Below are 21,398 nucleotides of genomic sequence, written 5' to 3' on the forward strand. Positions count from 1 at the left end.
TTTATTTTATAATGAATTTTAAATTTGTCGAATCAAATAGGTACAAGGTAGCACCAAATTGCCCTTGTGGTAAAAGCAATAAAGACGGTAAATTTTCACCTATCATTCTGGATGGGCAACCGGCTCCAGCTTATGGCCATTGTCATAGTTGCGGTAATAATTTCTTTCCCAACACCCTTGCAAAAGAGTCTACAACAAACATTCTGCTGGAACCTATTCCTAAGAAAGCTCTTAGGTTCATAGAAACAGATTTAGTAAAAAAGACCCTTAAAAGTTACCAGATAAATAATTTTGCTCTTTGGCTTCAGGAAAAATATCCAACCACGGCTGATTACTTACTACAGTACTTTTCTATTGGTACAACCAGAGAAGGAGGTACAATATTTTGGTATCAGGATTATCAGGGAAATTACCGTAAACCAAAGCGAATATATTATAAACTGGATGGGCACCGGGTAAAAAGCTTAGAAAATGAGTACCGGAGCAAACCAAGTCCACTTATTTTTAAGAACGATGGTGGGTATGAGTATTGTTTGTACGGTGAGTTTCAATTGGCTACTTATGCTCCAACTGCTAAAGTAGTAATGGTGGAAAGTGAAAAGTCTGCTATTATTGGCCATGTACATTACCCGGACTTTATTTGGATGGCAACCGGAGGGGCGGTAAGTTTAAAGAAGGAACGGGCAACAGTTTTGGAAGGCCGGAAGGTGATGATTATGCCAGATATGCACCAAACCGGGAGGGAAGGAGCCTTACGGATGCAGGCTATCTTAAAAGAAGTTGGTTGTAAAACCCGTATTCTGGAAATTGATAAGAACAAAGAAACCGGGGACGATATTGCTGATATTTTAGTAAACAGGTTACCCTCTACAAAATTTAAATAATTTGATATGGAAAGCCAGTAGCCACTTCAAATAAGGTAAAGATAGGAAGGACTTAGGTAGTCCTATAGTATTATAACATTTTAAAATAAATTTGTTTAGCCAGGGGAGATCGTGTGGCATTCTTTTTAATAAAGAATATTTATTTACTTTTTAACTTTAATTCAATTTTAATCACTTATTTTAGTTTATCCTTCAGATAATGGCATACCCTTTAATAAGTATAATTTTAGCGTTTTTGTTTAAGCCCCGGATTTTATTTATAAAGATGCGGTAAGATCCAAAAAAGGTGTGATTACCGGTGTTATGTAAATAATCATCTATGGAACCAAATGGCCGACCTTGCCACCAATCATTGGTGCCTAAAAAAACGGAATATAAATCTACTTTTATTAAACTTAAATTTTTAATTTCTTTTGCAATACCTCCCGCTGTCCAACCATTATACCCTTTTATTTATGTATTTTATTTCCGGTTATTTCTTTACTACCTTCGTCATATACCCACTAGTAACTCGGTTCCCAATTTCATCCAAATGATCATTTAAATAGGTAAAGGAATCACCAATAACAATCCAGGAAATGGGCTTTTTAGTATTGGATGATTGGAAAAACCCGCTTACTAAAGTAATCAGAACCAAAAAATAGGTTTTAAATTGAATTAAAAATCAATAGTCTACAATACGTTAAAAGATAGGTATAATTAAAAAAATCTGACTATGACACCATGTATGAAAATAGCTTTTAATTTTAAGGAGATTTGTGTATTAGTATTTTATAAAGAATTTGTAAATTTGGTAAATACACATGATTTATAATTTTTTTAATAAGTAGAATTTGGTAAAAGAAGAAAGGGCTTGATAAGATCAAAATAAATTGCGTTCTTTACCGTTAGATTAAATGATTGCAACCAGTATTTTAACGAAAAGCGCCGATTTTTCACTTACCAGTGGTTCCTGCCTTCAGTAAAATAACGTAAACGTGTGGCTTTTGCATTTTGTAAATTCTTGTAAGATGGCTAATTTCCTTTATATAAGGAAGAATTGTGAAGTAGAATTATTTTAAGTACCGTGGAAACCTTAACTCAATCGTATAATCCTGAGCAAAGCATCAGGATTAATTTATATTCATCCAGTTTATTGCAGTATGGTTATGTAACCCTTTACTACCTCATAAATCAATACCAACAAGAAGGTAATTACGAGGAATGTAAATTGATTTTAGCTGTGTTGCAAAAGTACAACCAGTACCAATATTTTAATCTGGCTACTGATTTTGATGAAAGCGCAAAAGAATCCTTAAAAACCAGTTTTTCAAATTTGTCGGCAAACAGTGATGCTGCATTAAATAATGTTCCGCTTTATGCTGAGGAGGTAAAAAAAGCCATTCAGTTTGCGCTTAATGTTCGGAAATAAGTAGTTATTACATTAATGTAAGGTTTTATAAATATTCTTTTCGCCAGCTGGTTTACATTTTTAAATTATTGCTCTAAAACTGAAAGATTGGCCTAATGAAGGAAGGTTCTATGCTTTTGCCGTATAAAATTACCTAAAACGGAAAAAGATAGAAAATATTGAAAAAGATGCCACTCAGCAAGAAATAAAAGTAACTGAAAAAGAGAATAAAGAAATCAGGGATAGCCTAGCTATTGAACAAACCAGAATGGCCATTGAACGAACTTTTTTGGCATACATCCGAACGGCTATGGCTCTAGTTTTAGCTGGATTTTCCCTGATGAATTTTTTCAAAGAAAACTTTTATGTTTAGGTAGGAACTGTTTTTGTTCCGGTAGGATTAGTTATCGGAATAGTAGAATTCCGTAAATTTTTACAATACCGGGCACAAATTGGAGAATACAAGAACGCTTATACCCCAACCAGCCAATTGCAAGCCCAAGTGGTTAAATCCGACAGCCCTTACGAAACCTATTAATTTAATTGAGAATTTGTTCCTGTTATTTTCAGAATTACGAAAAATCGCGATAGAGCGTATACCTATAAAATAACTTGAATCTTACGAAGCAGGTTTGGTTTCTTTGGGAGGGAAAAACACATTAAAGAGGGATTTTTCATACCGGCAGAAAAGGAAGCCTGCCAGCAGGCAAATAAGTAAATTCAGAGGTAGGTGATGTTTTTCATTTATTAAACCAAAATATACTATCTGGAATAAGAAAATGTGGTAAGATGATTTACCCATACTGGCTAAAAAGGCTAAAAGCTTATTTTCAGAATGGTCGGGTAAGGCTTTAAATAAAATCAAAATCAGAAAAGCGGCATAGCTAAAGGTTAAAATGTTTTGCGTTTTCCATTCTTCTTTAATATGCGGAATTACCAAATCTCCATATAAAATTTCTATAAGGTAAACTATACTTATTAGTGCAATACTAGTTATAAGTATAATTTTAGTAGCCCTGGCCGGCCGAAATACTAATTTCGATAAAACCAGGCCAAAGGCAATAGCTGAAAAGTAACGCGGAAAAGCGGCACTGTATAAATAATTATTTCGGGTAAATAATTTAAGATTGTCGCTGATGAGTAAAAAAGCTACTTCCAGAAGTACAAGCGAAATAAGGGTAAAAAAAGGTTGGTATTTAAATCCATATTTAATTAAGGGCAATAACAGGATAGACTGGAAAGTCAGGGTTATAAAATAATTGCCTGGTCCGGCCACTGGTAAAACCCCCATCAAATTCGAAAGCCTGAAATCGATTTTGTTGTTGCCTATTACCCAGTACCAGCTATACCCCAATAAAATAGATCCAATAAAAACGAGAATAAATGGAAATAGTATCCGATCGAACTTCTTACGAAAGTAGGTTTTTGTATATAATTCAGGCAGCCGGGGCTGTTTAGTAGCAATAGACATGCCGGCATTTAAACCCATTATAATAATAAAAAGTGGTACAGCCTGCCAGATATGTAAGATGGAATAAGTTTTTAAAAGAGCTTTCTGGTCTATGGAATGCAATATTATTACAGAGATAATAGCAAATCCTTTTATTACATTAATCTGCTGGTAATCTTTACGCATAGGAATTGGCCGAAGAAAAATAAGCAGAAACTCCCCTTGTTTTTGGCTTCCTATTGCTAAATGATACCTCCCACCATTTTCGAGATGCTTGCCTTTTCATTTTTTAAAATTATAAAATTTGATTCTTGTCATTGGCGAAATTCCTAGATGTGATTGAAGCCAGATACAGGATTTTTGATTACAGATTAAAACAAACAACCTGTATTATAGTCTTACTCAGTTATCAGCGTTTTTGCTGTTCGTTAAGCCAAAGGAGAGTTGGATTATATACCAAATCATGTACTCCTTCAAATAAAACCAGTTTAACATTTGCTGACTCCTTAACCAGGTGCACTTTTGGATCCGGAGAGCCAAAAAAGGAGGTGTTATTAAAGCTTTTAAGGTTAGTTGGTACCGATTGTTTTTTTACTATATATGATATTTCTTCTTCGGTGAATTGATCGGCTTTGTTGGCTAAAAGGTTATAAGCCCGCAAAGCATGATTGGGTGGTACCAATATATCTTTGATACCATGAGCAATGTAAATAGGTACTTGTATATTCTGGTTTAAGTGACTGATCGGGCTACGTTTTTTAGTTTCTTCGGCTGCCTTATCACTTTGGGTAGGGTCGCCACCGGCCGCTGCTACAATTTGTTTCCGGTATTTCCGGCTCGGGAACTTGGCGTTGTATTTATACCAATCCAGAATATCCACCACTGGCACCCAGGCTGCCACACCGGCCCATATTTCGGGGTGCTGACTGGCAACCAATAAAGAGGCCATGCCGCCACCTGAGGCACCGGTAACGTAAATCCGACTAGCATCTATATTGGCATTTTGTTTGGCATAATTTACGGCGTCCACAATATCCTGAACAGCCAATTCTGAACCCATGGCTTTCGGTTTTTCAAATATGCCCCGGTAATTGGGTTGTATAAATACCCAATCATACTTTTTAGACCACAAACAAAAAGGAATACTCGCTTGTTGTAAATATTCATCGCTCCAACTGTGCAAAACCACTAAAAGTGGTTTCTTTTTTTCGCTCCCCGAATTATAGAATAATGCTGGTTCCTGTTTACCATCTTTGGTAGAGGTAACTTTTATATCCTCAATTTCAGGTACAGCCTTCTGCCAGGCCTCCAGGCTTTGTGCAGAAAAAGAAACATACTTCCGCGAGGTGGTATATTCCCTCATGCGAGCTACTTCCTGCTTGGGTGGCGCCGGTTCTACTTCTTCATTGCTGGAATCTGGCGCAGTCGCATCTGATTCGTTTGTTTGTTTTGTAATTACATTAGTCTCAGCTGAATTTTGCTCCGCTTTCTTTTCATTAGAACAAGCCAGCCCTAAAAAAGCTAATAAAAAACTATAACTGACTAGTAGGATTTGGTGCTTAAAAGGAAATTGTTTTTTCATGCTTAACCAATTCTTCTTCTCTTTTGCCACAAATACGGCTGATTCAAGGATTTAGATATAGCTAAGGTTGATATAACCTATCATGAATGGTTAGCTTTATAAGAATATTAGTTAAAATGGGGAGGAAGGTTGATTAAGAAATAAGAAAAAGCAAATTTCCTCCCGCCAGTAAGACTAATTTTCAGTGGTATTTAAGAATTAAATCTCTATTTGTTTTTTTGATATCCTGGTCCATAAAGGATGGTACCGTTCCGTACACCATTATGTTTACCTTCCTCTAAGGTTAATTTACCATTTACCAGCACATACTTCACCCCTTGAGAGTAGGCATGGGGCTTCTCAAAAGTACTTAAATCTTTAATAGTTTTAGGATCAAATACTACAATATCGGCTATCATGCCCTTCTTCAATAATCCCCGGTCAATTAAATTAAATTTCTGGGCCGGAAGCGAAGTCATACGTCTGACGGCATCTTCCAGTCCAATAATTTTACGATCCCTTACATAATGCCCCAAAACCCGGGCATTGGTGCCGTAACTACGCGGATGCGGTACGCCTTTACCAAACTCCCTAATACCCCCATCGGACGTAATCATGGTAAACGGATATTTCATGATATATTCTACATCGGCTTCATTCATGCTGTGAAACACCATTTGCGCACTAGCTTTCTCAGCTAAATCCAAAATAGTTTCAATTTCAGCCGGAATGGTCTTGGGGCGGTTTAGCAGGGTGTTTATCTGCGAAATATTTTTGCCGTTATAAGCTGTATTTGGCTCAAAATGAGCCACTACCACATAACTAAAATCAGTACGCTGGCGTCGCTTCATATCGTTAACCATTTCGGCTATAATTTTTTTCCGAATGGCAGGTTTCCGAAACCGATAAGAGATACTGTCCTGACCTCCCGCTAAAGCCCAGGAAGGAATTAAAGTATAAATAGTGGTACTGCTGGCGGTGTAAGGATATTGGTCTATGGTTACTTCCATACCTTCTTCACGGGCCTTAATAATCATCGCCAAGGTTTCATTAGACCGGTTCCAGTTAGGCTTGCCAATTTTAAAATGCGACACCTGTACCGGCATACCTGTTTTTCGGCCAATGTTCAACGCTTCGTCAATGGCTTCAAAAATTTTATTTGTTTCATTGCGAATGTGGGAAGTATAAACCCCCTGGTATTTGGCGGTAACCTTGGCCAGCGAAACCACTTCTGATGTGTTGGCATAGGTGCCTGGAGTATAAATTAACCCCGTAGAAAAACCTACGGCGCCTTCTAACATGGCTTTCTCCACCAAGTTTTCCATTGCTTGTAATTCCTCTGGAGTAGGTTTTCGGTTAGCCATTTGCATGACTGCTTTCCGGACATCATTATGGCCAATGAAGCTGCCAATATTTACCGAAACCTTTAAACTGTCCAGGTGCCGGAAGTACTTTTGCATATCCGTATTAGATAAACCGCAATTGCCGGTAATAATGGAGGTAACCCCGTCGTATATAAAATTTTCGGCTTTAGGACTGGTTTTCTCATCACCCTCAATATGCGTATGTACATCTATAAAGCCCGGGGCAATAACTTTTTTCTGGGCATCTATTATTTTTTTTGCCCGCATATTTAAGGAAGTGCTTACCGCCAGAATCTGATCGCCTTTGATGGCTACATCTCCGTAAAACCAGGAGTTTCCGGTACCATCAATAATCCGGCCATTCTTAATTAGAATATCTGCTTCCGGGCCTTCCTGTTTTTTTAATTCAGCAGGAAGAAAAAATGCAAAAAGACAGGAAAAGATAATATAGAATACAAACATAGGCTTACCAAATACCTTTTTAACTTAAATTCTAAAAGAAAAGTTTGGTTACCTTATGCAACCTAAAGGGATAGGGAAGTTTGAGCTAAAAAGTTTAGGTTATGGAAGAAAAAAGCTTTTGGGGATTTTAAAGGAAGTAAAGTAGGGCTGGTGTATTTATATTTTACACCTGACCACCATCTTTATTAAGGTGATCAGGTGTAAAAGAAGTTATGGTTTATAAAAATTTATGACCACTTACTTCAAATTCAGTAAGGGGCTCTTCTTGCGGAGCTTTTTCCCGGATAACCAGAACCCAAGCAAAGCCTGCCCCAAAAATGGCCATAATAACGCCAACTAAAACGGGAGAGGAATAACCAAACCCAGCCGCCAGCGGTAAACCTCCTAAGAAAGCACCCAGGGCATTCCCTATATTAAATCCTGCCTGTGTAACAGAGGCACCCAACATTTCGGCCCCTTTCGTCATCTGAATCATCAGTATTTGAATAGGAGCGGCAATAGCCAGCGCACAACTACCAGCAATGAAAGTCATTATTAATGACAGATTTTGATTTGAGGAAACAAAGTAAATCAGAACCAAGGTAACAGCCATGGCTATCAGCAAGACAACGCAAGCATTCAATGGTTTTAAATGGTCGGCCAATTTGCCACCCACAAAATTACCCACAACCATACCCAAACCTGCAACCATCATAATATATGGCACGGTAGCCGGATCAAAGTTGGATACCTTAATCATGAGCGGAGCAATATAACTGATCCAGCAAAATAAGCCTCCGGTGCCAATGGCAGTTATCAAAAATATAAGCCACGGCTCCAGACGGGCAAAAACTTTCAACTCCGACTTAATGCTGCCATTGTTAGTTTTAGGCAGGGCAGGCAGCAGGAAGTATAAGGCGGCTAGGGTTAATAAACCAATCAGGCCAATACTGCCAAAAGTATACCGCCACGAATAATGATGACCTATATAAGTACCCAGAGGTACAGTAAGGAGATTTGCAATGGTTAGCCCGGCAAACATTTTAGAAATGGCTTGCGCTTCTTTTCCTTTATCCGCCAGGCGGCTGGCCACCACCGAACCTACGCCAAAGAAAGCACCGTGCGGTAACCCCGCAAATAACCGGGCCAGAAATAAGGTTGTGTGGCTAGGGGCAAAAGCCGATAGAACGTTAAAAACGGTAAACATTAACATGAGGCCAATCAGAATGTTTTTGGGTGCCATTCTGCTGCTGGCAGCTACTAATAAAGGTGCTCCAATAACTACTCCAAGGGCATAGGCCGAAATCATATAACCGGCGGTAGGGATGGATATATTAAAATCACTGGCAATGTCGGGTAGCAGCCCCATCATGACAAATTCAGTTGTGCCTATGCCTAATCCACCTAAGGCCAGCGGCAATAATCTTTTATTCACGTGAAATCTTATTTAAATACTTAAAAATTATAAACCAACTTAATGGTTTGGATGGCTTCTTATAAATTAGAATGTAGTCCTGCTTCTTTTAAGCGTTATATTTGTGCTTTCTTTTTATTGTTTTACTAAGCCATTTACTCCGGCGCTAACGGTCTCTTTGGGTTTTATATTACTGAATAAGCTCCAGTAAAAAGGCTCGCTTTCTAAAATTCCCTGACCTGGATTAATAAGTAAATTTGTATTTTCTTCTAGCTCAATTTCCAAAACACCTGCGGCAGATGCGGAAGCTTTTAAAACTTTTAACTCCGGCTTTTGAATCAGTTCCTGTAATTTGCGGTCCCGTAACGTGCTGCCGGGTACCTGAGGATTGAAAGCAGGATTAGGTAATGCTTGAAATTCCCGGGGCAACTCCACCTCCTGGTAAGCAATAGCTACTGTACCCGCTTTTTGAATTTCCCACATGCAAGAAACCTCCAGTGTCCAGGCACCCACATCCAGAACTAATCCGTTGCTGTTAGTAACCTGGGCTTTACCAAAATGAAAATATTGAATCTGCCCAAGTCGAGTGGCTTTGGTAAAAGGTAAACCTAATAGTTGTTGTAACTCAGGAAAATCTAAATTGCTCATATGCATCTAAAGTTGCCACAAAAGTAGAAAATTAGTTAACGAGCAAAAATGTTGATTGTTATTATTTTAATAAATAAACTTCTTTAATAGAAATTTTACTCAAAAATTAATTATTGGTTGTGTAAGTGAAATCAAAAAAGCTTAAAAGCTAAATTTTATTTAGAAGCCTTTTAAACAAACTTAGGATGGAAACTTTAATATATTTTTTAAGCTTTTACTTAAGAACCAAACGCCTGGTTAAATTTAAACAGGCTGAAAATTTTAATTTAAGATTTTTAGTTTCTTCTATAATTTGACAATGAAATCTAAAACATTTGTTAAAACTCAAATTAAAAGGATTTACTTTTTATGTCCTTGGAGAGCAAAAGCTTCCGGTTATAGTTGTCAATTAGGTAATTCATACCATAAAATAAGCTTATTTATTAGGTGCCAATTTTAAATATTAGCTTAAGCCGATGATAGGTAAGGTAGAAAGTTGGGAAACACTAATAATATCGAATTAAAAAATTAGCAAAATTATTTCGATTCTCAATTGGTGGCATCACCTAAGCCATATATAAATAGCGAGTATTTTAATTTAGTTCATTGTCACCTGGAAAAGCAGGCCAACTTAAACTTTTCTATTCACTTGGCTAGACGTTTTTACCTGCTTCTCTAAAAGATAATATGAAAAGTTTATATTTGTAACAGGTAATTTAACCTTTACCAAATGTAGTACCTAAGCTCTTGGAGCTTGAGCATAATAATACGAGGAGGAAGTATTAATTAATATTCTTCATAACTATACAATAAATGAAGTACTTTCTATTTTTAAAGGTGAATAACCAGTAAAGAAAAACAGTTTATAATTAAAACCGGCATGAAGAAAATCATTAAGTCTTATCTTGTCAAAAGCTGCCTGTTTGGGGGGGTATGGTTAGGGGTAGTAGCTTGTAAAAAAGATAACGGGGGTTCTGGTACGGTTCCCAATCAGGATAAAGTAACCACAGTAAATCTGGAACTGGCAGCACCCAAAGGTAAACTTGATGCCATTGCTACTTTTAGTGACCCAAATGGCATAAACAATCAAACCGCCACTAATACTGTAACCGTGGATGCCAATGCCACTTATATAGGTACTATAACCCTGGAAGATGAAAGTAAAAATCCTAAGGCAAATGTAACAATGGATTACGTAGTAAGTTATCAGATATCAGGAATAGATGCTACAATAAGTGGTGGAGTTTCCCCTACACTGACTACCCGGGCAACAGGAAACGGAACTTTACGAATAAACTTAACCAAAGCGAATAAAATAAGTAGTGTTACTTTTCCGCTATCGGTACGGCAATAAATAATTAAATTTCTCCAATAGCATAAAAAAGCCTGACAGGTAAGTCAGGCTTTTTTATGCTGGTAGTATACAACGAAATTAAAGAAGAAAGGTCATAATCACCTTACCCCTTGTGTAATTGCTAAACTAATTTTAGAAGAAAAGGAATATTCGTTTAAACAAATAGTTTAAAAAACCTGTAATTACCTATACATAAAATAGAGTAACCTTTTTCCTATATATCGTTTTTGTTAAGAATATTTTTATCGACTACTTTCTTCACCTCTTCCATGTCGATTCTTATAAAGGAGTCGATTATTTTTTGCTGTAGATCTAAAAGTTTTACCTCCTTATCTAAATCATTGGTGTTATCAAGTAGTAAACCAATATAATGCAAAGCATCTTTTGCTTCCTCTCTGCTTAAATTCTCTACGTTTATATTTTTAATGGTATTTTCTATTAATCTTTTCATTGGCCAACTAACTCTCTGAAGCTTGTCAGAATGATTAAGTAATTGTAATATGTACAATTTAATAATTAAAAAAATTCCATTTATAGGCTATTTAAAGGCAATTTTATAAATTAACTCCTCAAAATATTGAAAATTTAGTAATTAAAACCTTTACTATTGGTAATGATAAACTATTAAAATTATACCTGATTCTGCTTGTTTTTATAATCTTAAAATCTTGATATTTAGATGGTTAACATTTTAAAGTTGAAATTTAACTTGGCTGCTATGGTGATAAATAAATTTGTATTCTGGAGAGTAAAACTATTTTTATATTTTCTGATTTTTATTGGCTGTATTTCCAGGCCCCCACAGGAAAAAGGTGGTTTTAAAAAAACGGATTTGGTGGAGCTAACTCAACTAGACTCTACCTTGCATTTAGATATCAGGTATGCCACCAACAACAATTTTGTAGGACGGCCAGTGTATACAGAAGCCAGGGCTTTTCTGCAGCGTCCGGCCGCAGAAGCGTTGGTAAAGGTAAATAAGGAGTTAAAGCCACTGGGCCTGGGATTGGTAATCTTTGACGGGTATCGACCCTGGAGTGTAACTAAGTTATTTTGGGATATTACGCCTAAACAGTACAAAAAATTTGTGGCTAACCCTAAACAAGGATCCCGGCATAATAGGGGTTGTGCCGTTGATTTGAGTTTGTATGATCTGGCTTCAGGAAAACAAGTCGAAATGCCGGGAGAATACGATGAAATGACCAAACGATCCTATCCTAATTATATGGGTGGTACCAAGGAACAACGTAAAATGAGGGATTTATTAAGATCGAAAATGGAAGCCAACGGATTTACAGTTTTTGAAGTTGAGTGGTGGCATTTTGATTACAAGGATTGGAGATTTTACCGCATCCAAAACATTCCTTTCTCTGCCATTAAATAAGAAAATTTTACTCCCTAATTCTGTTTCTGTATTTTCATTATTTAAATTAAAAAACATTTATTCCGTAACTTTTCAGGTAAGGTTCCATTTAAATTTACTGCTTTTATATCTTATTTCATTATACCAAAGAAGGAATATTTTGGAACAAAATCGAGACAGAACAATTTTGCAATTCCGATAAAATCTATCAAAATAGATAACTTTAAATTTAAATTTTTAAATTTTAAATTGTTTATTTAACTAAAATAGTTCGGGAAATTATGTAGGATTAAAAAGTTTTAGGTTCAGGTAGTTTTATTGGTCATTCTTCTTTTTGCAGCTCGTTTAACATTTATCTTAATCAAAAACAGCAAAGGAACGCGTCCACTAAATAAAGGTAAAATGTTATACTATTTAGCGATGGGAAAGCTCCAATGCCGGAACCCAGGAACTCAAAAGAAGCAATCAGGTAAACCAATACCAGGCTTAATAAACCTTATTTATATAACATATCTACAGTAGTTAATTTAAATCACTGACTTAATTACCCGGCTATTTTAGTTTTTGTCGATCTGTTTTGTTCATGTCTGATGGAAGCGATGGAATTGATACCTACATTCTTTTAGGAACCTGGAAAGGATGTAGGTATAAGATAAATAAATGAAACGGGGCTGAAAACTTTTGCCTTTCATTTGTTAGTTTTTGCTTCGGATGCTAAAAGGGAATAAATATTGAATCGGAAGAGGTTTTTAAATGGTAGAAAGAAACTAGTAATGTAATTGGTATTCGGCTACTTAAAACATGGACGTCAAGGTGAAATTGCCTAAATAATAAAAACAATACCATAAGGTCGATCAACTTAAATTAAATTTTAAATACCAATAAACCTATAACAAACCGAAAACTAAATTGTATGAAAGTAGGCATTGATAGTTATTGTTACCATCGACTTTTTGGTGAAGTTTACCCCAACCAGCAAAAGCCCGAAAAAGAACTTAGCTTTGAAAATTTCTTAAAAAAAATAAATACACTCCAGATTGACGGGGTTTCATTGGAATCCTGTTTTATTCCTAAGTTTAATGATGATTACTTAGCTTTTATAAAAAGTCACTTGGATGCTTCTAACATGGACCGGGTATATGCCTGGGGGCATCCGGATGGTTTGGAAGGTGGCGCCAACGAGCAGGCGTACGAAGAAATGATCCAGCATATTGAATACGCAAGGCAAATAGGTGCTAACGTAATGCGGGTGGTAGGTAGCAGTTTAATGTTTCGGTTTGAGCCTCATGCTCCCCAGCTGGAAAAACTGACCCGTATGTTTGCGGAAGCAACCAAGATTGCGGCAGGTTATAACATAAAGCTAGCAGTAGAAAACCACATAGATTATAATTCTGACGAAATTTTGCAATTAATTCAGAATGTAAATTCACCATATTTTGGTGTAAATTTTGATTCCGGTAATTTTTTAAGGGTTTTGGATGATCCTATTCAGGCTATGGAAAAATTGGCCCCGCATGTGTTTGCTACCCATATTAAAGATTTAAAACCGGTGAAGGGTGTGCCGGTTAATGAGTGGTATTTTTTCTCTTGTGTTCCTACCGGAGAAGGGCTTATTCAGAACGAGCGGCTGGCCCAACTGTTAAAGGATAATAATTATGAAGGCTTTTTAGCCGTGGAAATAGATTTCCTGCATCCGGATTACACCAACCAGGAAGAAGAGGTGGTGCAGCGAAGTATACAAACATTAAGAGATATAAGTAACGGATTGAAATAAAACTATGAAGAAATTGAATGTAGGGCTTATTGGGTACAAATTTATGGGCCGGGCCCACAGTAATGCCTGGATTAAGGCTCCACTTTTTTTTGATACCCCAAGTAAGCCAATATTAAAAGTGGCTTGCGGCAGGCATGAAGAATCCTTAAAAGAATTTGCGCAGAAATGGGGTTGGGAAGAAACGGAAGTAGACTGGAAGAAACTAATCACCCGCCAGGATATTGATATTATTGATATTGCTCTGCCGCAACATTTGCATTATGAAATAGCCATTGCGGCTGCTAAAGAAGGCAAGCATATTTTTTGCGAAAAACCAATGGCCATGAATTTAAAACAGGCCGAGGAAATGCTGAAAGTTTGTGAGGACAACAAAGTAACCCATTACCTAAATCATAACTACCGCCGGGTACCCGCTATTGCCTTAGCTAAAAACATTATAGAGAGTGGCCATTTGGGTACTATTTTTCATTGGCGGGGAGCTTATTTACAAGATTGGATTGTAGATCCGGAGTTTCCCCTGACCTGGCAGCTCCAAAAAGAAACAGCTCAGGCCGGGCCACAATGGGATCTGAATTCGCATAGCGTGGACTTGGCCCAATACCTGATAGGCGATATTAAATCAGTTTCCTGCTTAACTTCTAATTTTATAAAAGAAAGGCCTTTAGCCGTAGAGTCCTCTAGTGGTAATTTAAGTGCTGAAGCCAAAGAAGGAGAAAGGGGAGAAGTTACGGTGGAAGATGCGGCTCTGATGATGGTGGAGTTTGAAAACGGCGCTATCGGTTCTTTTGAAGCTTCGCGTTTTGCCACCGGTCGGAGAAACCACAATACCTTTGAAATTTATGGCAGCAAAGGCAGTCTTATATTTGACCTGGAAAACATGAATGAACTGTTGTTTTATTCCAATGAAGACCCGCAGGGAATGCAAGGCTTCCGGAAAATTTTAGCAACCGATGCTACCCATCCTTATGTAAAGAACTGGTGGCCGGCTGGCCATACCATTGGTTACGAACATACATTTATACATGCGGTAGTAGATTTTCTGGATGCAATTGCGGAAAATAAAACCATAGAGCCTAACTTTAAAGATGGAATAAAAACCCTTCAGGTGCTGGAAGCTGGTTTGTTATCGGCACAAACAGGACAACGGGTAAACCTTAAAAAATAACGAACAAGCTTAATACCATGGAAAAAACAATAAAAGAAAAATTTCTGGAAGATGGCTATGTAATCATAGATGTACTAACAGAGCAGGAAGTAAAAGATTTCAGGGAGGTGATGGATGCTTTGCTTAGTCCCAAAGTAAAGGCAGCTGATACCAAAAAACATAGCGCATCATTTCAGCATTTGGGCGATGAAATTGCTGATTTTGGAAGAGAAGCCAGGCAATATTATTTTCACCTATTAACCAAGCCGGGTACTGAGCCTATTCACCATGCTTTCCATCACCCGGTTATGCTAAAAGCGGTGGAAGAAATAATAGGTCCCAACCTGATTGTGAATAATGCCTCTATTCTGGCAGCCAACGAGGGAACTTCTTATTCTTTAGGCTGGCACCGCGATATCATTCAGATACCACAGGATGAAATAGAAGACTGGTTATTTTCGCCGGAACGTTTCCATAACAGCGTCCAAATAAACTTGCCTTTGGTAGATGAGAACTCTCTGTGGGTAGTACCGGGTAGCCATAACCGCCCGAATACCGAAGCTGAAAATGCGGCCTTTGCTGGTTCCAAGCACTATGCTCCTATTGGAGCTGAAATGCCCGGTGGAATTGCGGTACCGTTAAAGGCTGGTCAGGCTGTGTTATACAATAATAACCTGATCCATAGGGGTTATACCGAAGTAATGAAGGTACCCCGTCGTACCCTGCATATGGGCTATCACAGTGCGGCTTATCCGCCAACCTGGCATTTTTACCTGCTGAACGGCGATTTACTAACAGAAGATTATTTACAAACCTTAAGCCCAACCATGCGGCGCATGATGGAAGAGTACCTGGAGTGTCGTCGGCAGTACCCAAATATGAGTGATACCTGGAAGAAAGAATATAACTTTCCGGCTGTAGCGGAACAATAAGTAAAATTTCTCTTAATTTATTAAAAGCAAATGCCAAACTTGGCATTTGCTTTTTTTTATAGTCATCATTCCAGGTGCCTAATAGTTACATGCTGCGTTTAAGTTAAACTAGATAGGCAGGAATAGATTTTTATCTGGCACAGCCGTATTAGTTGTTTATTTAGAATTTAATAAAAAAGAATGAAAACAGCTATTGTTATTGGGGCTACTGGTTTAGTAGGAAGTGCTTTGGTGCAATTACTTTTAACCAATTCTAAATTCGACAAAGTGCTAACTTTTGGCCGGCGGTCTGCTGATTTTAACCATCCCAAACTGGAAGAATATGTTATAGATTTTGACAGGCCGGAAACCTGGCAGCACCTGGTAAAAGGAGATGTCCTGTTTTCTGCCTTGGGAACCACCCTGAAGCAAGCCGGGGGACAAAATGCCCAATACAAGATTGATTTTACTTATCAATACCAGTTTGCCGAAGCCGCTGCCCTAAACCAGGTTCCGGTTTATGTTTTGGTTTCTTCGGCCGGAGCTGATCCTAATTCCATAGTATTTTATACCCGAATGAAAGGAGAGCTGGAAAGGCAGGTTAAGCAATTAGCCTTTACCAGTATCAATATTATTCAGCCGGGCTTGCTGGTAGGAAAACGTCAGGAGGAAAGAACCGGTGAGAAAGTTGGTTACTATGTGTTAAAGGCAGTAAATAGGGTAGGGTTGTTTAAAAGCTATCAACCCATACCTGCACAAACGGTAGCCAAAGCTATGCTAAATGCCGGAAACGCTGCCATGCCGGGTACCCAAATGTATGCCTTAGAAAAAGTATTTGATCTAGCTGAATAATATTGGTTGGGAAATCATAGGTTGCAAAATACCCTTTCCATTTTTCTGTGGTTTTACCAGTAGTTGAGCTTTGTTATAACTGTTTATTTATACTTTCCCTGCCACTATATTTTGCTTTTATACAGGAGTTTAACAAGTGACAAGAAAGTGGCTTCTATAATTATTATTATTTTAGTCTCCTGTTTATTTTTAATAAATTGGCAGGTACCAAATTATTTACTGCTTTTATTGGTTCTAAACTGGTAAAGCGGCATCTCGCGTAATTAGTAAAAAAGTTAATCAGATTAACGCCAGTTTCTTCATAATGAAAACTTTCCTCCTTTTGCTCCGGCCCACCCTTAATAATAATTTTTTCCTTAAAAATGGTAAGGCCACCCTACGGTTTGTGGCCCTGGTTGCTACTCCGCTTTGTATTGTTAACAGCTTTATTGCCACCAGTGATAGTCCGAACCTTTTATCTGACTGGATAGCCAGATTTACCATAAGCTTTCTGATTACCTATCCGCAGGCAGTTATATATGTAAGTCTGATAAAATGGTTTGATAGTAAAAAGTAAGTATTTCGGTTAAAGGAATCACCCAACAACATGATTATTTATTGCTTAAAATAAAGAATTTGCCATAAAAACTTAAGATAAATTTAATTTTCACCTCTTTTTATTAAGTATTATATAAACCAAAATCTTTATCTTTAGCCCAGATTAAAGAATGTGAATAGGTTTAAAAACCATATCGCCCTTTTGCTTTTGCTGCTGTTTGTGCGGGTATTAATACCAGAGCAGGAACTGCTACAGTTGCATAACCATGATCATACCGAGGATCTGGACGAACTGGTGATTGGTTTAAAGGTGGATAAAAAGCACCAACACTGCCCAATTGATGAGTTAATCAATGCTCCATTCACGCCGGCGCCTAAAGTTGTTATTCAGACTTTAGACTTTTTTACCTTCACCGATACCTATTCCGCTAATCATTCCTGCATCTGGAAATTTACCTTTCCCAATAATACCGATCTAAGAGGTCCTCCTGTAGCTTAAGCCTTCTTCTTTTTTGCCCTGAAATTGTTTTTTTAAGAATAACTTATACCAGGATGGCCTTCCTTTACTTGGCTATACACTAGTATTTATTCTTTTAAAAAAATATCCCCTCGGGGCTACAGATACCTGTTTCTTTCCAATCCGGAAACCGAAACTGTTATACCTATATTTTTTTTTGTACTTCTTTTTGCTCATAGGCTTGAGCTATCTAATAAGCTATATCTGTATGATACCTCATAAATTATTATACTTCTTATTTTTCTTTTTTTTTCAAAGCCACATTCTTCAGGCTCAAAAAAATGCATTTTTATTTAACGGCAAAAAGATTGCTCCCGGCAGTAAGAAATCTTTCCTGTTGCCAGTTATAACTGGCAATGATAGTACTTTTATACCGGTTACAGTTTTTCATGGAAGTAAAAAAGGACCGGTTTTGGGCATTACGGCTGGCGTGCATGGCCTGGAGTATGCTCCCATTATGGCTGCACAAGCTTTGGCAAAAGAACTGGAACCCACCCAGATGAGTGGAACAGTTATTTTGGTGCAGGTGGCAAACGTAACGGGTTTTCTTAACCGTAGTTTCCGTGTAAATCCCTTAGATAATAAAAATTTGAACCGGGTTTTTCCGGGGCAACCTAATGGTACGAGTACCGAAAAAATAGCCTGGACTATATCCAATCAGATAATTGCCCGCTGCAACTATTTTCTAGACGTGCATGATGGGGATGCCAATGGGGATCTAAGGCCTTATTCGGGTTATTACAATTATTTTGATAAACCTAAAGTGTCGGAAAAAGCCAGGCAGATGGCTTTAGCTTTAGGCTTTGATTTTATTGTGCAGTTTGGCAACGAACCGAGCTTAACCGAGGCTAGCATCTACTGTTCACGCGAAGCTACCAAGCGAAATATTCCGGCCGCCGATATTGAATGTGGGGGTAAGGGCCAGGTAGAAGCGAAAAATGTGCTGCAGATTCAGAAGGCAATTATAAGCTTGATGCGCCACCTGCACATGTTAGAAGGCCATCCTAACGCTGTACAAAACCCTATTTTTATAGCCAAACGCACTACTGTTGAAAGTGAACACACTGGAATTTTTTACAGTGACCTGACCGGTGGCGATTACGTGAAGAAAGGCATGAAGCTCGGCTATACCACCGACTTTTTTGGGAATAAAATAGCTGATGTTACCTGCCCAATTGATGGGGTTATTCTATACAAAACCTTTAATCCGCCTATCCAGAAAGGGGAAAGTCTATTCAATATTGGGCACATTCATTAAGCCCTAATAATAATCAGATACAAACAGGCAGAAGCGCGGTAGGGCAAAACCTACTAACCACTGCTTTACCTAAAAGAATATAATATGAAAAATTTTATAATATTTATGCTAGCAGTGCTCAGCCATTTAGCTGCTACGGGTCAACAATTAGGTAGCATTCAAGGTCGAATTACTGATAACCACGGCCATGCATTAGAAGGCATACCAGTGGCGTTACAGGAAAATAATGCCATGGCGCTTACTACTTCAGATGGCTCCTTTGTCATCAAAAACTTACATACAGGCAAGTACACAGTGGAAGCTCACGGTTTGGTGTATTCCAGGCAAATAAAAGAAGTAACTCTTACAGCCGATGCGCCTAATGCCGTACTCAATTTTGCCTTACAGGAAAATACCACAACCCTGCAGCAAGTAGAAGTATTGGGCCGCAAAGAAACCACTTATAAGAGCAGTTACAGCTTTATTGGCACCAAAACCGCCAGCCGGGTTATAGATGTGCCCCAGACCATATCTACTGTTACGAAAGAATTGATAGAAGACCAACAAGCCTTTACTTTGAACGAGGTAGTAAAAAATGTAGCGGGAGTAAATCAATATTCAGGCTACGATGACCTTACGGTCAGGGGATTTCGGAATGGTTACGAAAGTGGCTTTCGATTGGTAAATGGTTTACGCTCGGGCTATAGCTACGGCAATGGCTTTTTCAGGGTGCCTCTTACGGTAAATTTAGAACGGGTAGAAGTACTAAAAGGACCGGGAGCAGCTTTGTTTGGCGATATCAACCCGGGCGGAACCATCAACATGGTAACCAAGAAACCTTTATCAGAAAGCCGGAAAGCAATGAATTTCTCGGTAGGTAGTTTCCAAACCATGCGCTCCACCCTGGACTTTACCGGCCCCTTAAACAATGATACCACCTTATTGTACCGCCTGAATATTGGCTACGAAAACACCAAAACTTTCCGGAATATGAACGACCGGCAATCGTTTATCATAGCGCCTACCGTAACGTTCCGGCCAACCTCAAAAACTACGGTTAATGCCGAAATGGTTTTCAGCAGTTTTAATGGTTATCTGGATAGGGGCTTGCCCATTGCTTCCGGCAATTTATTTTCTTTACCTTTTGCTTTTTCCCTAAGTCAGCCTAACGATTATTTTAAAGTTAACGACTTATCATTAAATGCTTCCTTGAATCACAAAATAACTAACAATATATCATTTAACCTGGCATACCTAAGGTTTGCGTATGCTGAAGATTTAAAGGAACACCGTACCCTGAACACTTTTGCTGATGCTCCTTTGAACACCGTAATGAACATGCGGTATTTTGAGCGGAGAGCCAAAGAATATACAGATAATATATCCACTTATTTTTCTTTAAACGGTAAAACCGGGAGCCTGAGTCACAAAATAGTGGCAGGTTTAGATTACGTGAAATTTGATACCGACAAAAACAGCACCATGTTGGAGGCACGCCAACAAAACAGTAACGGGAAAGCCATACCGCTCACCTTTGATCTTAAAAATCCGGTTTACGAAATAAAAAATACAAGTAACTACATCCGGCGGCCCACACCAGCCTTTTTCATTGATTACATTAACGCCGTTTACCATACTTCCGGCTTGTATGTACAGGACCAGGTAGATGTTACCACCCGATTGGGTTTACTCCTGGGTTTGCGCTACGAAATGTTCCGGGATGAACGAAACTACGGCGACGGTGAAGAAAAAATAAAGCAAAATGTAATCTTACCTCGGTTAGGATTTACTTATGCCTTGCGGGAAGACCTGAACTTTTTTGCCTCCTATAGCCAGGGTTTTCGGCCCATTAAACCCGAATACATCAAATACCCTGAACGCTACGGCCGCACCGCCCCATTCCACAACGAAGAAAGCTACCAGGTAGAAGGTGGGTTAAAAGGAGAATTTTTACAAAAAGCTTTGTATGGCACCCTTTCGGTTTACCAGATTAAAAAACGAAATACCCTGGTTAATACTGGTCTGCTCACCGAAGAAGGGAACCCTATTTACCGGCAAAACGGCCAGGTAAGGTCGCGGGGAGCCGAATTAGAAATAACCGGCAATATACGGCCCTATTTTAATTTGAACGCCAATTATGCGTTTAATCACAGCCAGGTACTGGATGCTGATGTGGCTGCTGAAAATGGCATGATGGCTGCCAACGCTCCCAAACATTTGGCAGGCTTATGGGCCAAATATACTTTCTCCTTTGGTAGTTTACCGGGTTTAGGTTTGGCCATTGGGGGTAATTATGTAAGTCGCCGGCGAATGGAAATTCAGGTTAACCGAGTAAACACCGGGGAGTTAATCTGGGACTACTGGCCAGCTTATACCGTTGCCAATGCCGCCTTATTTTATAACCTGAATAAATTTAAAATTAGCCTAAACCTAAATAACCTGTTGGACAAAAAATATTTTGTGGGTGGGTACGATTACTTCCGGGCTAGTCCGGGCGCTCCACGCAATTTTATGGCTACCATTGGTTATACCTTTTAATTAAGCTGCCGGGGCATTGCTACCGAGCAGATGCCCCGGCAGC

19 protein-coding genes are annotated in these 21,398 nt (G+C 38.4%); 13 read left to right on the plus strand and 6 right to left on the minus strand.

Annotated elements, in window-relative coordinates:
* The first annotated feature begins 11 nt into the window (after nt 1-11).
* The 3 genes from ADHAQ_RS0119735 (at nt 12) to ADHAQ_RS29055 (ending at nt 2,647) form a co-directional block, all read left to right on the plus strand.
* Nucleotides 12-884 (plus strand): DUF6371 domain-containing protein, encoded by an 873-nt coding sequence (locus ADHAQ_RS0119735; protein WP_026464408.1) that lies wholly within the window; start codon nt 12-14, stop codon nt 882-884.
* A 1,066-nt stretch (nt 885-1,950) separates the two neighbouring features.
* Nucleotides 1,951-2,295: a hypothetical protein gene (locus tag ADHAQ_RS0119745; RefSeq protein ID WP_026464409.1), complete on the plus strand. Its 345-nt coding sequence runs from the start codon at nt 1,951-1,953 to the stop codon at nt 2,293-2,295.
* 247 nt (nt 2,296-2,542) lie between these two features.
* Nucleotides 2,543-2,647, plus strand: a complete 105-nt coding sequence (locus tag ADHAQ_RS29055) for a DUF202 domain-containing protein (RefSeq protein WP_084523914.1) — start codon at nt 2,543-2,545, stop codon at nt 2,645-2,647.
* 246 nt (nt 2,648-2,893) lie between these two features.
* On the opposite strand, the gene ADHAQ_RS26415 is transcribed toward ADHAQ_RS29055, so the two are convergent.
* The 5 genes from ADHAQ_RS26415 to ADHAQ_RS0119775 form a co-directional block, all read right to left on the minus strand.
* Complete coding sequence (locus ADHAQ_RS26415) at nt 2,894-3,910, minus strand: acyltransferase family protein (RefSeq protein ID WP_051360047.1); 1,017 nt, start codon at nt 3,908-3,910, stop codon at nt 2,894-2,896.
* 223 nt (nt 3,911-4,133) lie between these two features.
* Entirely contained in the window at nt 4,134-5,306 is a 1,173-nt protein-coding gene (locus ADHAQ_RS26420) for an alpha/beta hydrolase family protein (RefSeq protein WP_051360048.1), read from the minus strand.
* Between the two features lie 206 nt (nt 5,307-5,512).
* Nucleotides 5,513-7,111: an N-acyl-D-amino-acid deacylase family protein gene (locus tag ADHAQ_RS26425; protein WP_034256939.1), complete on the minus strand. Its 1,599-nt coding sequence runs from the start codon at nt 7,109-7,111 to the stop codon at nt 5,513-5,515.
* 217 nt (nt 7,112-7,328) lie between these two features.
* Entirely contained in the window at nt 7,329-8,525 is a 1,197-nt protein-coding gene (locus tag ADHAQ_RS0119770) for an MFS transporter (protein ID WP_026464410.1), read from the minus strand.
* 114 nt (nt 8,526-8,639) lie between these two features.
* Nucleotides 8,640-9,152, minus strand: coding sequence for a hypothetical protein (locus ADHAQ_RS0119775; RefSeq protein ID WP_026464411.1), 513 nt, complete (start codon nt 9,150-9,152; stop codon nt 8,640-8,642).
* Between the two features lie 859 nt (nt 9,153-10,011).
* On the opposite strand from ADHAQ_RS0119775, the gene ADHAQ_RS0119785 reads away from it, so the two are divergent.
* Complete coding sequence (locus ADHAQ_RS0119785) at nt 10,012-10,485, plus strand: hypothetical protein (RefSeq protein ID WP_026464412.1); 474 nt, start codon at nt 10,012-10,014, stop codon at nt 10,483-10,485.
* Nucleotides 10,486-10,699: 214 nt separating this feature from the next.
* On the opposite strand, the gene ADHAQ_RS0119790 is transcribed toward ADHAQ_RS0119785, so the two are convergent.
* The gene (locus tag ADHAQ_RS0119790; protein ID WP_026464413.1) at nt 10,700-10,936 is read right to left on the minus strand and encodes a hypothetical protein; all 237 of its coding nucleotides are present in this window, start codon (nt 10,934-10,936) and stop codon (nt 10,700-10,702) included.
* Nucleotides 10,937-11,203: 267 nt separating this feature from the next.
* Between ADHAQ_RS0119790 and ADHAQ_RS0119795 the strand changes: the two genes are divergently transcribed.
* The 9 genes from ADHAQ_RS0119795 to ADHAQ_RS0119835 all read left to right on the plus strand — a co-directional run bounded on the left by ADHAQ_RS0119795 (nt 11,204) and on the right by ADHAQ_RS0119835 (nt 21,355).
* Nucleotides 11,204-11,866 (plus strand): M15 family metallopeptidase, encoded by a 663-nt coding sequence (locus ADHAQ_RS0119795; protein ID WP_084524047.1) that lies wholly within the window; start codon nt 11,204-11,206, stop codon nt 11,864-11,866.
* Nucleotides 11,867-12,758: 892 nt separating this feature from the next.
* A complete protein-coding gene (locus ADHAQ_RS27395) occupies nt 12,759-13,619 on the plus strand; it encodes a sugar phosphate isomerase/epimerase family protein (RefSeq protein ID WP_026464415.1) in 861 nt (286 codons plus the stop codon).
* 4 nt (nt 13,620-13,623) lie between these two features.
* Complete coding sequence (locus tag ADHAQ_RS0119805; protein ID WP_026464416.1) at nt 13,624-14,784, plus strand: Gfo/Idh/MocA family protein; 1,161 nt, start codon at nt 13,624-13,626, stop codon at nt 14,782-14,784.
* 17 nt (nt 14,785-14,801) lie between these two features.
* Nucleotides 14,802-15,695 (plus strand): phytanoyl-CoA dioxygenase family protein, encoded by an 894-nt coding sequence (locus ADHAQ_RS0119810; RefSeq protein WP_026464417.1) that lies wholly within the window; start codon nt 14,802-14,804, stop codon nt 15,693-15,695.
* Between the two features lie 180 nt (nt 15,696-15,875).
* A complete protein-coding gene (locus tag ADHAQ_RS0119815) occupies nt 15,876-16,526 on the plus strand; it encodes an NAD(P)H-binding protein (protein WP_026464418.1) in 651 nt (216 codons plus the stop codon).
* Between the two features lie 304 nt (nt 16,527-16,830).
* Nucleotides 16,831-17,082: a hypothetical protein gene (locus ADHAQ_RS26435; RefSeq protein ID WP_034256940.1), complete on the plus strand. Its 252-nt coding sequence runs from the start codon at nt 16,831-16,833 to the stop codon at nt 17,080-17,082.
* A gap of 153 nt (nt 17,083-17,235) precedes the next feature.
* On the plus strand, nt 17,236-17,562 hold the full coding sequence (locus ADHAQ_RS0119825) for a hypothetical protein (protein ID WP_026464419.1): 327 nt from the start codon (nt 17,236-17,238) through the stop codon (nt 17,560-17,562).
* 226 nt (nt 17,563-17,788) lie between these two features.
* Entirely contained in the window at nt 17,789-18,838 is a 1,050-nt protein-coding gene (locus ADHAQ_RS26440) for a succinylglutamate desuccinylase/aspartoacylase family protein (protein ID WP_051360049.1), read from the plus strand.
* 84 nt (nt 18,839-18,922) lie between these two features.
* Entirely contained in the window at nt 18,923-21,355 is a 2,433-nt protein-coding gene (locus tag ADHAQ_RS0119835) for a TonB-dependent receptor (RefSeq protein WP_034256941.1), read from the plus strand.
* The last annotated feature ends 43 nt before the right edge of the window (nt 21,356-21,398 follow it).

Source organism: Adhaeribacter aquaticus DSM 16391 (assembly GCF_000473365.1).
Taxonomy (GTDB): domain Bacteria; phylum Bacteroidota; class Bacteroidia; order Cytophagales; family Hymenobacteraceae; genus Adhaeribacter; species Adhaeribacter aquaticus.